The 13,123-nt window shown below is 61.6% G+C and carries 15 protein-coding genes; 13 read left to right on the forward strand and 2 right to left on the reverse strand.

Annotated features, from left to right (window positions below):
- Positions 1-8: 8 nt before the first annotated feature.
- Positions 9-728 (forward strand): DUF4198 domain-containing protein, encoded by a 720-nt coding sequence (locus ASE80_RS12255; RefSeq protein ID WP_056859115.1) that lies wholly within the window; start codon positions 9-11, stop codon positions 726-728.
- Between the two features lie 133 nt (positions 729-861).
- Here the strand turns inward: ASE80_RS12255 and hemH are convergent, their stop codons facing one another.
- Both hemH and ASE80_RS12265 read right to left on the reverse strand, forming a co-directional pair.
- On the reverse strand, positions 862-1,887 hold the full coding sequence (hemH, locus tag ASE80_RS12260) for a ferrochelatase (protein WP_056859116.1): 1,026 nt from the start codon (positions 1,885-1,887) through the stop codon (positions 862-864).
- 14 nt (positions 1,888-1,901) lie between these two features.
- On the reverse strand, positions 1,902-2,801 hold the full coding sequence (locus tag ASE80_RS12265; RefSeq protein ID WP_056859117.1) for a TIGR01777 family oxidoreductase: 900 nt from the start codon (positions 2,799-2,801) through the stop codon (positions 1,902-1,904).
- Between the two features lie 239 nt (positions 2,802-3,040).
- Here ASE80_RS12265 and ASE80_RS12270 point away from each other — a divergent pair, with 239 nt between their 5' ends.
- The 12 genes from ASE80_RS12270 (at position 3,041) to ASE80_RS12325 (ending at position 13,034) form a co-directional block, all read left to right on the forward strand.
- Positions 3,041-4,027 (forward strand): NAD(P)/FAD-dependent oxidoreductase, encoded by a 987-nt coding sequence (locus tag ASE80_RS12270; protein ID WP_056859118.1) that lies wholly within the window; start codon positions 3,041-3,043, stop codon positions 4,025-4,027.
- Positions 4,024-4,239, forward strand: coding sequence for a TIGR02450 family Trp-rich protein (locus ASE80_RS12275; RefSeq protein ID WP_056859119.1), 216 nt, complete (start codon positions 4,024-4,026; stop codon positions 4,237-4,239). The genes ASE80_RS12270 and ASE80_RS12275 overlap by 4 nt, the downstream gene beginning before the upstream one ends.
- A gap of 113 nt (positions 4,240-4,352) precedes the next feature.
- Positions 4,353-5,312, forward strand: coding sequence for a YbgA family protein (locus ASE80_RS12280; RefSeq protein ID WP_056859120.1), 960 nt, complete (start codon positions 4,353-4,355; stop codon positions 5,310-5,312).
- Positions 5,313-5,315: 3 nt separating this feature from the next.
- Positions 5,316-6,245 (forward strand): MerR family transcriptional regulator, encoded by a 930-nt coding sequence (locus ASE80_RS12285; protein WP_056859121.1) that lies wholly within the window; start codon positions 5,316-5,318, stop codon positions 6,243-6,245.
- Positions 6,246-7,688 (forward strand): deoxyribodipyrimidine photo-lyase, encoded by a 1,443-nt coding sequence (gene phrB / locus ASE80_RS12290; RefSeq protein ID WP_056859122.1) that lies wholly within the window; start codon positions 6,246-6,248, stop codon positions 7,686-7,688.
- Complete coding sequence (locus ASE80_RS12295) at positions 7,681-8,103, forward strand: nuclear transport factor 2 family protein (protein WP_056859123.1); 423 nt, start codon at positions 7,681-7,683, stop codon at positions 8,101-8,103. Before phrB ends, ASE80_RS12295 begins: the two co-directional genes overlap by 8 nt.
- Complete coding sequence (locus tag ASE80_RS12300; protein WP_056859124.1) at positions 8,100-8,882, forward strand: SDR family NAD(P)-dependent oxidoreductase; 783 nt, start codon at positions 8,100-8,102, stop codon at positions 8,880-8,882. Before ASE80_RS12295 ends, ASE80_RS12300 begins: the two co-directional genes overlap by 4 nt.
- Positions 8,879-10,126 carry an NAD(P)/FAD-dependent oxidoreductase gene (locus ASE80_RS12305; RefSeq protein ID WP_056859125.1) on the forward strand — a complete coding sequence of 416 codons (1,248 nt, stop codon included), beginning with the start codon at positions 8,879-8,881 and terminating at the stop codon, positions 10,124-10,126. Before ASE80_RS12300 ends, ASE80_RS12305 begins: the two co-directional genes overlap by 4 nt.
- On the forward strand, positions 10,123-10,932 hold the full coding sequence (locus tag ASE80_RS12310; RefSeq protein WP_056859126.1) for a DUF1365 domain-containing protein: 810 nt from the start codon (positions 10,123-10,125) through the stop codon (positions 10,930-10,932). The genes ASE80_RS12305 and ASE80_RS12310 overlap by 4 nt, the downstream gene beginning before the upstream one ends.
- Entirely contained in the window at positions 10,919-12,190 is a 1,272-nt protein-coding gene (locus ASE80_RS12315) for an SAM-dependent methyltransferase (RefSeq protein WP_056859127.1), read from the forward strand. The genes ASE80_RS12310 and ASE80_RS12315 overlap by 14 nt, the downstream gene beginning before the upstream one ends.
- The gene (locus tag ASE80_RS12320) at positions 12,183-12,674 is read left to right on the forward strand and encodes a DUF2878 domain-containing protein (RefSeq protein ID WP_056859128.1); all 492 of its coding nucleotides are present in this window, start codon (positions 12,183-12,185) and stop codon (positions 12,672-12,674) included. Before ASE80_RS12315 ends, ASE80_RS12320 begins: the two co-directional genes overlap by 8 nt.
- Positions 12,675-12,728: 54 nt before the next feature.
- The gene (locus ASE80_RS12325) at positions 12,729-13,034 is read left to right on the forward strand and encodes a YkgJ family cysteine cluster protein (protein WP_056859129.1); all 306 of its coding nucleotides are present in this window, start codon (positions 12,729-12,731) and stop codon (positions 13,032-13,034) included.
- The last annotated feature ends 89 nt before the right edge of the window (positions 13,035-13,123 follow it).

A 13,123-nucleotide genomic window follows, 5' to 3' on the forward strand; every position in this document is an offset into this window, starting at 1 on the left:
ACGTCAACATGCAAGCCTTCAAATCCCTGGCCGTGATCGGCCTGCTGTTTGCCAGCCAAGTCTCGGCCCACGGCCTGTGGACCGAACAGCGGCGCGGCAATATCGAAGTAATCTACGGCCACGGTGCCGAGGACAACGCGTTCAAGGCACAGAAAATCAGCGGTGCCTGGGCGTATGACGCGGGCGGCAAGATGATCCCGGTGACCGTGGAGCGCCTGCCCGACCACGCGCGCCTAAAGCCGCTCAAATCACCGGCCGTGATGGCCGTGGCCCTGGACAACGGCATGTGGTCGCAGACGCCAGACAAAAAGTGGGTCAACCAGGGCCGCAGCCAAGTGCCGGGGGCGATTCAATCGACCCAGACCTTCAAATACAGCCTGGCGATTTACCAGCCGGGGGCGAAGCTGCCCAAGCTGGATCAGATCAAGCTGCTGATCCTGCCGGAAGTCGACCCGCTGACCGTAGGGCCAGGCAAGTCACTGCCGGTGCGGGTGCTGCTGGACGGCAAGCCTGCGGCGGGTATCAAGCTGGTAGGTGATTACCGCAATGCGCCGAACACCGTGAGCACCGAGACCGACAAGGACGGCCGCGCTCAGGTGCTGGTGCGTAATGAAGGGCTGAATGTGATTGCTGCACAGGTGGAGATTGCGCTCAAGGACAACGCCGACGTGGCCACGCGCGGGCTGTTTACTTCGCTGACGTTCCTCGGCGAACCGCACCACGAATAAACACTACAAAACACTGTGGGAGCGGGCTTGCCCGCGATAGCGGCCTATCAGTCACCCAATATGTCGACTGACAAATCGCCATCGCGGGCAAGCCCGGCTCCCACAATTGACCTCTATCGTTTCGACACTTGGGTTACAGCGCTACTGGCGCCCGCTCGCACAGCGTATTGAGCGCCAACGCCCACTGCGGGTCATCGTTCAAGCACGGCACCAACACCAACTCCTCGCCCCCTGCCTCGCGGAACTGCTCCAACCCGCGATCGCCAATTTCCTCCAGTGTCTCGATGCAATCGGCGACAAACGCCGGGCACATCACCAGCAGCTTTTTCACACCTTGCTGGGCCAAGGCTTCCAGGCGGGCCTCGGTGTAAGGTTCGATCCACTTGGCGCGGCCCAGCCGTGACTGGAACGCCACCGACCACTTGCCCTCCGGCAAGCCCATGCGCGCGGCAAAGTCGCGCGCCACGCTGAAGCACTGGGCGCGGTAGCAGGTGGCAAGCACCTCGGGCGAAGCGTTCTTGCAGCAATCAGCATCCTTGAAGCAATGCTGGCCTGTGGGGTCGAGTTTTTTCAGATGGCGCTCAGGCAATCCATGGAAGCTCAGCAACAAGTGATCGAATGCCTGCGCCACGTACGGCCGGGCGCTGTCGACCAAGGCGTCGAGGTATTCCGGCTGATCGTAGAACGGCTGCAAGATAGAAAACTGCACGTTGAGCTTCTTGTCGCGGACCACACGCTTGGCTTCTTCGATCACCGTGGTCACGGTGCTGTCAGCGAACTGCGGATACAACGGCGCCAGGGTGACTTTTTGAATGCCCTGGGCCGCGAGCCGCGTGAGGGTGGTTTCAAGCGACGGCTCGCCGTAGCGCATCGCCAACTCCACCGGGCCGTGGGTCCACTGCTGGGTCATTTGCGCTTGCAAGCGACGGCTCAGGACCACAAGCGGCGAACCCTCTTCCCACCAGATCGAGGCGTAGGCATGCGCCGATTGCTCAGGGCGCTTGATCAGGATCAACGACACCAGCAAGCGCCGCACCGGCCACGGCAGGTCGATCACGTAAGGGTCCATCAGGAACTGATTAAGGTAGCTGCGCACATCGGCCACCGAAGTGGAGGCCGGTGAACCCAGATTGACCAGTAACAACGCGTGATCCGTCATGCAACATCCTATGGCTAGAGGCGGCTGGATAAATCTTCCAGGGCCGCGTGCAACTCAGTGAACTGAAAAGTGAAACCGGCGGCCAGCAACCGTTCGGGGACGGCCTTCTGCCCGCCCAGCAGCAACCCGGACAACTCGCCCAGGCCGACTTTCAAGGCAAACGCCGGCATTGGCATGAACGCTGGGCGGTGCAGCACCTGGCCCAAGGTTTTGGCGAACTCGCTATTACGTACCGGGTGTGGCGCGCAGGCATTATAAGGACCGCCGGCATCGCCGTTGTGCAGAAGAAAATCAATCAGGGCGATTTGATCTTTGATATGGACCCACGGCATCCACTGCCGACCATTACCGATCGGCCCGCCCAGCCCCAGTTTGAATGGCAGCAGCAGCCGCGACAAAAAGCCGCCCTTGGCCGACAACACCAGGCCCGTGCGCACCAGCACCACGCGGGTGCCGAAGGCTTCGGCGCGCAACGCGGTTTCTTCCCAGGCGATGCACAGCTGGCTGGGGAAATCGTCCTGCACCGGGCCGCTGGCTTCGGTCAGTTCGCGCTCGCCACCGTCGCCGTACCAGCCCACTGCCGAGCCGGAAATCAGCACCGCCGGCTTTTGCGCCAGGCCTTGCATCCAAGCCAGCAACGTTTCGGTGTGGCTGATGCGGCTGCTCCACAGCAATGCCTTGCGCTTTTTGGTCCACGGGCGATCGGCAATCGGCGCGCCGGCCAGGTTGACCACCGCATCCACAGTGCCGATCACGTCCTGCAAGCGGCCAACGCCGAGCACCTCGGCACCGCACCATTTGGCCACGGTATCCGGCTCGCGGCTCCACACCGTCAGGCGATGCCCCTGGGCCAGCCAGTGCAGGCAGAGTTGGCGACCGATCAAGCCCGTACCGCCGGTCAGCAAAATATGCATGGGTTTCTCCTCATGTAACGTTTGCCGCCCATCGCTAGTCTATTTTAATAAGCAGGGATCTTTTGTAATTGGGCGTTACGTTGGTTTCAGAGGCCGATTCAAGCCTCACCCTTAACCCCTCACGCTTAACAATAGGTCACGCCGTTAGAACAGGTACGCCAAAACTTATACCAAAAAACAATATTGTACAGCTATGGGTGTCGGCGTAGTCTGTACTCAAAGGTAAAACGAGGCCCCCCATGACTGTTCCCATCGCGATCATCGGCACCGGCATCGCCGGTCTTTCCGCCGCCCGAGCGTTACGAGACGCGGGGCACGTTGTACAAATCTTCGATAAAAGCCGTGGCAGTGGCGGCCGCATGTCCAGCAAGCGCAGCGATGCCGGTGCCCTGGACATGGGCGCGCAATACTTCACGGCCCGCGACCGGCGCTTCGTCAACGAAGTGCAGCGCTGGCAAAGCAATGGCTGGGCCGAACAGTGGAAACCGCAGCTGTACAACTTCAAGTCCGGCCAGCTTACGCCCTCCCCCGACGAGCAGATCCGCTGGGTCGGCACGCCGCGCATGAGCGCTATTACCCGCGCGCTGCTTGATGACTTGCCGGTGGAGTTCGGCTGCCGCATCACCGAAGTGTTCCAAGGCAAACAGCACTGGAACCTGCTGGACGCCGACGGCGGCAATCATGGCCCGTTCAGCCACGTGGTGATTGCCACGCCGGCGCCCCAGGCCACCGCCCTGCTGGCTGCCGCGCCCAAGCTGGCAAGCGCCGCCGCCGGGGTAAAGATGGACCCGACCTGGGCCGTCGCCCTCGCCTTCGACACGCCGCTGGATACGCCAATGCAAGGCTGCTTTGTGCAAGACAGCCCGCTCGACTGGCTGGCGCGCAACCGCAGCAAACCCGGGCGCGACGCCACCCTCGACACCTGGGTACTGCACGCCACCAGCGCCTGGAGCAAGGCCAACCTCGACCTGCCCAAAGAGGCGGTGATTGAACACCTGCACGGCGCCTTCGCCGAACTGCTGCACAGCGCCATGCCTGCGCCGTCCTTCAGCCTGGCCCATCGCTGGCTCTACGCCAGGCCGTCGGAGCGGCATGAATTCGGCGTGTTGGCCGACGCCGACCTGGGCTTGTACGTGTGCGGTGACTGGTGCCTGTCCGGGCGGGTCGAAGGCGCGTGGCTCAGCGGCCAGGAAGCTGCACGCCGCCTGATCGAACACCTGCAATGAACCGCCTCAACCCGAAGAAATTGCTGTTGTCGAAGTGGACAGCTGCACGCCCGCGCAACAAGGAAAAACACTTTCTGGTCACCGAGCTGTTTCGTGATGACGAAGGCACCGTGCTCGAAATCGAACTGCAAGCGGTCATGACCCGCCGCGCCGAACGCCTCCCCTGGCAAACCCTGCAAAATGCCGAAGACTGGCGCATGGGCTGGAAATAGCGGGCGCCGAAAAAACTTATACAAATAATTTGACTTGTACAGCATCAAACCTATGATGAGATTTAGTTGTACAGAATTATAAATCTGTATAGGAATTTCGCAGAGGGTTGAGCATGTCCAGCAGCGCAAAACCGAAGATCGCCATCAGTGCCTGCCTACTCGGCGAGAACGTGCGCTTCAACGGCGGACACAAACAATCCCTGCTGTGCAGCCAAACCCTCGCCGACTATTTCGACTTCGTGCCGTTGTGCCCCGAAGTGGCAATTGGCCTGGGCATCCCCCGCGAACCGATTCGCCTGGTGGGCGACCCCGCCCACCCGCAGGCCGTCGGCACCGTGCACCCTGAACTCAATGTGACGCAGCCACTGGACGATTACGGCCAGCAGATGGCGGTGGAACACACAGACCTGTGCGGCTACATCTTCATGCAGAAGTCGCCGTCGTGCGGGCTGGAGCGGGTCAAGGTCTACCGCGACAACGGCACGCCCGTCGATGGCGGCGGGCGCGGCATTTATGCCCAGGCGTTTTGCGCACGCCACCCCAACCTGCCGGTGGAAGAAGACGGCCGGCTGAATGACCCGGTGCTGCGCGAGAACTTCCTCACCCGCGTGTTCGTGTACGCCAGCTGGCAACACCTGCTGGCCGAGGGCCTCACCCGCCACCGCCTGCTGGCGTTCCACGCGCGCTACAAATACCTGCTGATGGCCCACAGCCCCGTGCATTACAAAAGCCTTGGCCACCTGCTCGGCAGCATGGGCAAGGACACCAACCTGGATGAACTGGCCGCCTGCTATTTCAGCGAGTTGATGACCGGCCTGAAAAAATGCGCCACCCGCGGCACCCACACCAATGTGCTGCAACATATCAGCGGCTACCTCAAGCAGGCCATCAGCGCCGATGACAAGCAGGAAATGCAAACCGTCATCGGCCAATACCGCACCGGCATCGTGCCGTTGGTGGTGCCGCTGACCTTGCTCAAACATCACTTTCGCCAACACCCGGACCGCTACATCGCGCAGCAGGCTTACCTGCAGCCGCACCCGGAAAACCTCAGCCTGCGTAATGCGATCTAGACCATGACACCTGCCCTGCAAGACGACCCTGTCGAAGACATCGCCCAAGCCATCGAAGACGGCTGGCTGCCGATTCGCGAAGTGGCGCGCCAGACCGGCGTCAACGCCGTGACCCTGCGCGCCTGGGAGCGCCGTTATGGCTTGATCGTGCCCCAGCGCACACCCAAGGGCCATCGGCTGTTCAGCGCCGAACATGTGCAACGCATCCACACCATTCTGACCTGGCTCAACCGTGGCGTGCCGGTCAGCCAGGTCAAAGGTTTGATCGACTCCGCCCAGGCCAGCCCCGACAGCGTCGAAAATGAATGGCATGTGCTGCGTCATAAACTGCTCAGCGCAATCAGCGAATTGGCCGAACGCCGGGTCGACGACCTGTTCAACCAGGCCATGGCGCTGTACCCGCCGCGCACCTTGTGTGAGCAATTGATGCTGCCGCTGCTCACCGCGCTGGAGCAGCGCTGGCAAGGCCAGTTCGGCGCACAAATGGAGCGGGTGTTTTTTCTGTCCTGGCTGCGCAGCAAGTTCGGCGCGCGCATTTACCACAACAACCGCCAGCTCCAGGGCGCACCGCTGCTGCTGGTCAACCAGTCCGACGTGCCGCTGGAGCCGCACCTGTGGCTCAGCGCCTGGCTGGCCAGCAGCGCCGACTGCCCTGTGGAGGTTTTTGATTGGCCTTTGCCGACCGGCGAACTGACCCTGGCGGTAGAACACCTGCAACCGCGCGCGGTGCTGCTTTATTCAAGCAAAGCCCTCCACCTGTCGGCACTCGGCAAACTTTTAGGCGGCATCAATTGCCCAATTTTGATTGCCGGACCAACGGTATGCATCCACCAGGACGAGTTAGCCGTATTAACCCGTGACACTCCTGAATTGTTCGTGGCCGAAGACCCGTTGTCGGCCCACCAGTTATTGATCCAGCGTGGAATTGTCTAAATGCATTTGATCTGGCTGCGCACCGACTTGCGCCTGCACGACAACACCGCCCTCGCCGCCGCCTGCCAGCGCGGCCCGGTTGTCGCCGTGTACCTGATCACCCCGCAGCAATGGCTGGCCCATGATGATGCACCCTGCAAAGTCGATTTCTGGCTGCGTAACCTCAAGCACCTGAGCCAGGCCCTTGGCGAACTGAACATTCCCTTGCTGATTCGCACCGCCGACACCTGGGACCAGGCGCCCGCCGTGCTGGGCAAACTGTGCGGGGAACTGGCGGTGGACTCGGTGCACGTCAACGAGGAATACGGCATTCATGAGAGCCGTCGTGATGTGGCCGTGGCCAAGGCCCTGGAGGCTGACGGTGTGACGTTCCACAGCTACCTCGACCAACTGCTTTTCCAACCTGGCAGCGTGCTGACCAAAACCGGTACTTACTTCCAGGTATTCAGTCAGTTCCGCAAGGTCTGCTACAGCCGCCTGCACAGCGCCTTGCCGCGCCTGGTGGCCACGCCGCAACAACAGGCACCGCTGAAGGTGAACAGCGACGCCATCCCGGATCAGGTCGACGGTTTCGAAACACCCACCGACACCCTGCGCGCCCTCTGGCCCGCCGGTGAAGAAGAAGCCCGTCGTCGCCTTGACGCCTTCGCCGACCAACAGATCAGCTACTACAAAGACGAACGCGACTTCCCGGCCAAACCCGGTACCAGCCAGCTCTCGGCCTACCTCGCCGCCGGTGTGGTTTCACCGCGCCAGTGCCTGCACGCCGCCCTGCAAACCAACCAGGGCGAGTTCGAAAGCGGCGATATCGGCGCCATCACCTGGATCAACGAGTTGCTGTGGCGCGAGTTCTACAAACACATTCTGGTCGGTTACCCACGGGTGTCGCGCCACCGCGCGTTCCGCCCCGAAACCGAGGCACTGGCCTGGCGCGATGCGCCCAAGGACTTGGCCGCCTGGCAGCAAGGGCGCACCGGCCTGCCGATTATTGACGCGGCCATGCGCCAACTGCTGGAAACCGGTTGGATGCACAACCGCCTGCGCATGGTGGTGGCGATGTTTTTGACCAAGAACCTGCTGATCGACTGGCGCGAAGGTGAGCGCTTCTTCATGCGCCACTTGATCGACGGCGACCTGGCCGCCAATAACGGCGGCTGGCAGTGGAGCTCGTCCACCGGCACCGACTCGGCGCCGTATTTCCGGATTTTCAGCCCGTTGAGCCAGTCGGAAAAGTTCGACAGCGAAGGGCTGTTCATCAAGCACTGGCTGCCGGAGCTGGCGGCGCTGAACAAGAAAGAAGTGCACAACCCCGAAGCCGCCGGTGGCTTGTTTGGCGTGGCCGATTACCCACGTTCGATTGTCGACCTGAAACAATCCCGCGAGCGTGCCCTCGCCGCCTTTCGCAACCTGCCTTCACGCCAGGAGGTCGCCGAACATGAGTGACTTCCTGCAGCGGTTCGCCCAAGCCTTTACCACGCTGGACAAGCACAACCTGCACCTGCTCGACAGCTTGTACAGCCAGGACATCGCCTTCACCGATCCGCTGCACGAAGTGCACGGGCTGCCTGCTTTGCGCGGTTACTTCGCCCAGATGTACAGCAACATCAGCCAGTTGCGTTTTGACTTCCACGGCTTCGACCAGGTCGCCGAAGGTGAAGGCTACCTGCGCTGGAAAATGAGCTTTTGCCACCCGCGCCTGGCCAGTGGCAAGGTGATCCGGGTGGAAGGTTGCTCGCACCTGATGTGGCGCGACAAGGTCTACCGCCATCGCGATTATTTCGATGCGGGCGCGTTGCTCTATGAACACTTACCGGTAGTCGGCCCTGTGGTCAGTTGGCTAAAAAGGAGAATGGGATGAGCCTTGTACCGCCCCGCCGTTATTGGTTGACCGGTGCCAGCAGTGGCATCGGTGCCGCTCTGGCCGTCGAGCTGCTCAACAGTGGCGCGCATGTGGCGCTCAGCTCGCGCAGCAAAGGCCCGCTCGAAGCGTTCGCCCAGCGTTATCCAGGCCAAGTGCTGGTGGTGGCCGGCGACCTGACCAACAGCCAGACCGTGCGCGAGATCGGCGAACACATCGGCGAAGTCTGGGGCTCACTGGATACGGTGATCCTCAACGCCGGCACCTGTGAGTATGTCGACGCCCGGCAATTCGATTCCTCCATCGTCGAGCACGTGGTGCGTACCAACCTGCTTGCCAGCAGCTATTGCATCGAAGCTGCACTGCCGCTGTTGCGCAAAGGGCTCACCCCACATCTGGTGGGCGTCGCCAGCGCCGTGACCTACCTGCCAATGCCGCGCGCCGAAGCCTATGGCGCGTCCAAGGCCGGGCTGCGTTACCTGTTCGAATCGCTGCGCATCAGCCTGTCGCCGGAGAACATCGACGTCACGGTGATCAGCCCCGGTTTTGTCGATACGCCACTGACCGAACGCAATGATTTCCCGATGCCGCTGAGCTGGTCCGCCGAGAAGGCTGCCAGGCATATCTTCGCCAAGCTGGAAAAACGCCCGCTGGAAATCGCCTTCCCGGCGATGTTTATCGCCACCCTGTGGCCATTGTCGAAGCTGCCCAACCGCGCGCAACTGATTATCGGCAAACGCATGCTGCGCAGCCCGCCACCGAAGAAGGACGACCTGTGAAGATCGCCATCATCGGCAGCGGTATCGCCGGGCTGACCAGCGCTTACCTGCTCAGCCGGCGCCACGACATCACGCTGTTTGAGGCGGGCGAGCGCATTGGTGGGCATACCCACACGGTCAACGTCACGGTCGAAGGGAAACCCTATGCCGTGGACACCGGTTTTATCGTGTTCAACGACTGGACCTACCCTAATTTCATCCGTCTGCTCGGGCAGATTGGCGTGACGTTCAAACCCACCGAGATGAGCTTCTCGGTGTGCGACCAGAACGCTGGCTTCGAGTACAACGGTAATAACCTCAATAGCCTGTTTGCCCAGCGCCGCAATATTCTCTCGCCGGGGTTCTGGGGCATGTTGCGCGACATTCTGCGCTTTAACCGCCAGGCACCGCTGGACCTGCAAGAGCAACGCATCAGTGCCGACATGACCCTGGGCGACTACCTGGAAGCCGGCGGTTATGGCCCACGCTTTATCCGCCATTACATCGTGCCGATGGGCGCGGCGATCTGGTCGATGTCCCTGGCGGACATGCTCGGTTTCCCGTTGCAGTTCTTTGTGCGGTTTTTCAAGAACCACGGCTTGCTGTCGGTGAACAATCGGCCGCAATGGTGCGTGATCGAAGGCGGCTCAAGCAGCTACATCGAACCGCTGACCCGCAGTTTTCGCGAGCAGATCCGCCTCAATTGCCCTGTGGATAAAGTCGAACGCACAGGCGACGGCGTGGTTATCCACAGCCCCGCCGGCAGCGAGACCTTCGACCGCGTGGTGTTCGCCTGTCACAGCGACCAGGCCCTGGCGTTACTGGCCGACCCGAGCCAGGCTGAGCAGGACATTCTTGGTGCCCTGCCCTACGCCGACAATGACGTGGTGCTGCACACCGACACGCGCCTGCTGCCCGATCGCAAACTGGCCTGGGCCAGCTGGAATTATCGCCTGAGCGGCACCGCGCAAACCCAGGCGGCCGTCACTTACGACATGAACATCCTGCAAGGCATCCACAGCGACACCACTTTTTGCGTCAGCCTCAACCAGACGCCGATGATCAACCCGCTGAAGATCCTTGCGCGCTACACCTATGCGCATCCGCAATACAGTCTGGCAGCGGTGGCGGCACAAAACCGCTGGGAAGAATTACACGGCGCGCGCCACACCTTTTATTGCGGCGCCTACTGGGCCAACGGCTTTCATGAAGACGGCGTGACCAGCGCATTGCGCGTGGCCCAGGCCTTTGGCGAAACCCTATGAACAGCGCCCTGTACAGCGGCTGGATCGCCCATCGCCGGTTTGCGCCCAAGGCCCACGCCTTTCGCTACCGCATTGGCCTGCTGTACCTGGACTTGAGCGAACAAGACGAAGTGCTCGGGCTTTCGCCCCTGGCCGGCAACAGCCGGCTGGCGCCCTTCGGCTTTCGCCAGCAGGACTACCTGCGTGAATTTACGCGTCACGGCATCAGCTTGAGCGATGCCGTGCGCCAGGAAGTCGGCAAGGCACTGGGGCGCGAGCCCCGGGGCGTTATCTGCCTACTGACCCAGGCCCGCAGTTGGGGCCTGGCTTTTAACCCGGTGAGTTTCTTCTACTGCTTCGAGGCCGATGGGCAACTGGCCGCGATCCTGTGTGAAGTGACCAACACCCCGTGGCGCGAGCGCTACCACTATGTGCTGCCGGCCCAGGCGCTCGACGCCGAGGAACACCAGCACTTCGCCGTGGCCAAGGCGTTCCATGTGTCGCCGTTTTTACCCCGCGACCTGGAATACCGCATGAGCTTCAGCCCGCCGGCCTACAGACTCGGCGTGCACATGGCCGATTGGCAGGGCACGCAAAAGGTCTTCGACGCCACCTTGAGCCTGCAAAAAGAAGCGCTGACCCGCGCCAGCCTGCATCGCTACCTGTGGCGCTTTCCGTGGATGACCGCCAAGACCTGCCTGGCAATTTACTGGCAAGCCATGCGCCTGCTGCTCAAACGCACACCGATTTTTTCCCATCAGGCCGCCGATGGCGCCTCTCGCACCGCAGTCGGGTATACCAAGGATCGCCACCATGAAATCCCCTAGCTTATCGGTCAAGACCAACCGCCTGAACGTCAACGGCGTGACCAGTGCGCTGTTGCGCAAAGGTGTACTGCGCCAGCTCAGCCAACTGCGCCACGGCCAACTGGTGGTGATCGAAGACGGTGAACGCCAGGTGTTCGGCGCACGCGAAGCGCATCTGTTGGGCGAAATCCAGGTCCACGATTCGGCAGTCTGGGGCCTGGTGGCGGCCAACGGTTCGATCGGCGCCGGCGAGGCGTTCATCCACGGTTACTGGAGCAGCCCGGACCTCACCGCCGTGGTGCGCGTGATGGTCAGCAACCTTGATGTGCTCGATGCCATGGAAGGCGGCCTGGCGCGCTTGGCGCGACCCTTCACCCAAGGCCTGCATTGGCTCAACCGCAACACCCGCAAGGGCTCGCAGAAAAACATCGCCGCCCACTATGACCTGGGCAACGACTTGTTCGAGGAATTCCTCGACCCGACCATGATGTATTCGGCGGCGCAGTTTCTGACCCCCGACGACAGCCTGGAACAGGCGCAACTGAACAAACTGGAACGCATCTGCCAGAAGCTCGCGCTCAAACCCACCGACCATTTGCTCGAAATCGGCACCGGCTGGGGCAGCATGGCGCTGTATGCGGCGCAGCACTATGGCTGCAAGGTCACCACCACGACCTTGTCCAAAGAGCAGTTCGCCTACACCGAAAAACGCATCGAAGCCTTGGGGCTCAAGGACCAGGTGACGCTGCTGCTGCAGGACTACCGCGACCTGACTGGCCAGTACGACAAGTTGGTGTCCATCGAGATGATCGAAGCGGTGGGCCATCGCTTTCTGCCGACCTACTTCAAGCAATGCGCGCACCTGCTCAAAAGCGACGGGCTGATGCTGCTGCAAGCCATCACCATTCGTGAACAGCGTTTTGAGCAGGCCAAAAACAGCGTCGACTTTATTCAGCGCTACATTTTCCCCGGCGGCGCCCTGCCCTCTGTGCAGAACATGCTGCAGATCGTCAGCCGCGACACCGACATGAACCTGCTGCACATGGAAGACTTCGGCTTGCACTACGCGCGCACCCTGCGCCTGTGGCATGAGAACTTCCGTCGCGCCCACGTCCGTCTTGCCGAGTTGGGCTACGATGAGTACTTCCTGCGCCTGTGGGAATTTTACCTGTGCTACTGCGAAGGCGGGTTTATGGAGCGAACGATCGGTACCGCGCAGTTGCTGCTGGCCAAGCCTGCGGCGATCAACCCGCCGTTGCTCGGGCGTTTCGATGCTTAAAACGCTGGCCAATGCCGCGCTGTTCCAGTGCGGCTGGTTTGCCTGTGTGCTGGGCGGTGACAGCCAATGGTTGTGGGTAAGCGCTGGCGTGCTGGTCATCCACCTGCTGTGGACAAGCTCATGGTCTGAAGAAGGCCACGTGATCCTGGCCGTGACCCTGTTGGGCACCGTGGTTGATACCTTGTTGCGCACCTTTGGCGTGTTTCACTTCGGTTTTCCAGGGCCGCTGATTCCCTTCTGGCTGATCATGCTCTGGGCACTGCTCGCCACCACGCTGCGCCATTGCCTAACCTGGAGTGCACAACCCTGGTGGCGCGCCAGCCTGTTGGGGGCGGTGGGTGGGCCACTGTCTTACTACGCCGGCAGCCAATTGGCCGGTGTGCGTTTCGGCTACGACACACCGCTGACGCTGATCGGCCTGGCGTTGCTCTGGGCGCTGGTGTTCCCGGTATTGCACTGGGTGGCGCGGCAGCTTGGGCACTGACGTCCGTCAGAGCATTCATACGCAAGTAGCGCGCTTGCCTTACACTGCGCGCCTATGACCAACATCCCCCACACTCAAATCACCGAACCCGCCGTCACCTGCTCGACGTGCGCAGCCTGCTGCTGCCAGCTGGAAGTCATGCTGATCACCGACACCGGCGTGCCGGAACGCTATATCGATACCGACGATTGGGGCGGTGAAGTGATGCTGCGCCTGGATGACGGCTGGTGCGCGGCGCTGGATCGGGACACGATGATGTGCACGATTTACGAGCGACGGCCGTTGATCTGTCGGGAATTCGAGATGGGTGCGCCGGAGTGCCTGGAAGAGCGCCAGGGCATTGCGACGGCGTATCGCTGAGCCAGCATGTGGCCGAATATAAAATGTGGGAGCTGGCTTGCCTGCGATAGCATCACTTCGGTGTAACTGATAAACCGAGGTGTCTGCAT

Origin of the sequence: Pseudomonas sp. Leaf15, from assembly GCF_001421425.1 — a bacterium.
In the GTDB taxonomy this organism is placed as follows: Bacteria; Pseudomonadota; Gammaproteobacteria; order Pseudomonadales; family Pseudomonadaceae; genus Aquipseudomonas; species Aquipseudomonas salomonii.

What these genes read in the sequence shown, in the direction of transcription:
- ASE80_RS12265 (WP_056859117.1), bottom strand. Translation starts at nt 2,801, where the DNA reads ATGCATATTTTGCTGACCGGCGGTACGGGCTTGATCGGTCGCCAACTC.
- ASE80_RS12270 (WP_056859118.1), top strand. Translation starts at nt 3,041, where the DNA reads ATGACTGTTCCCATCGCGATCATCGGCACCGGCATCGCCGGTCTTTCC.
- ASE80_RS12310 (WP_056859126.1), top strand. Translation starts at nt 10,123, where the DNA reads ATGAACAGCGCCCTGTACAGCGGCTGGATCGCCCATCGCCGGTTTGCG.
- ASE80_RS12295 (WP_056859123.1), top strand. Translation starts at nt 7,681, where the DNA reads ATGAGTGACTTCCTGCAGCGGTTCGCCCAAGCCTTTACCACGCTGGAC.
- ASE80_RS12285 (WP_056859121.1), top strand. Translation starts at nt 5,316, where the DNA reads ATGACACCTGCCCTGCAAGACGACCCTGTCGAAGACATCGCCCAAGCC.
- ASE80_RS12325 (WP_056859129.1), top strand. Translation starts at nt 12,729, where the DNA reads ATGACCAACATCCCCCACACTCAAATCACCGAACCCGCCGTCACCTGC.
- ASE80_RS12300 (WP_056859124.1), top strand. Translation starts at nt 8,100, where the DNA reads ATGAGCCTTGTACCGCCCCGCCGTTATTGGTTGACCGGTGCCAGCAGT.
- hemH (WP_056859116.1), bottom strand. Translation starts at nt 1,887, where the DNA reads ATGACGGATCACGCGTTGTTACTGGTCAATCTGGGTTCACCGGCCTCC.
- ASE80_RS12275 (WP_056859119.1), top strand. Translation starts at nt 4,024, where the DNA reads ATGAACCGCCTCAACCCGAAGAAATTGCTGTTGTCGAAGTGGACAGCT.
- phrB (WP_056859122.1), top strand. Translation starts at nt 6,246, where the DNA reads ATGCATTTGATCTGGCTGCGCACCGACTTGCGCCTGCACGACAACACC.
- ASE80_RS12255 (WP_056859115.1), top strand. Translation starts at nt 9, where the DNA reads ATGCAAGCCTTCAAATCCCTGGCCGTGATCGGCCTGCTGTTTGCCAGC.
- ASE80_RS12320 (WP_056859128.1), top strand. Translation starts at nt 12,183, where the DNA reads ATGCTTAAAACGCTGGCCAATGCCGCGCTGTTCCAGTGCGGCTGGTTT.
- ASE80_RS12280 (WP_056859120.1), top strand. Translation starts at nt 4,353, where the DNA reads ATGTCCAGCAGCGCAAAACCGAAGATCGCCATCAGTGCCTGCCTACTC.
- ASE80_RS12315 (WP_056859127.1), top strand. Translation starts at nt 10,919, where the DNA reads ATGAAATCCCCTAGCTTATCGGTCAAGACCAACCGCCTGAACGTCAAC.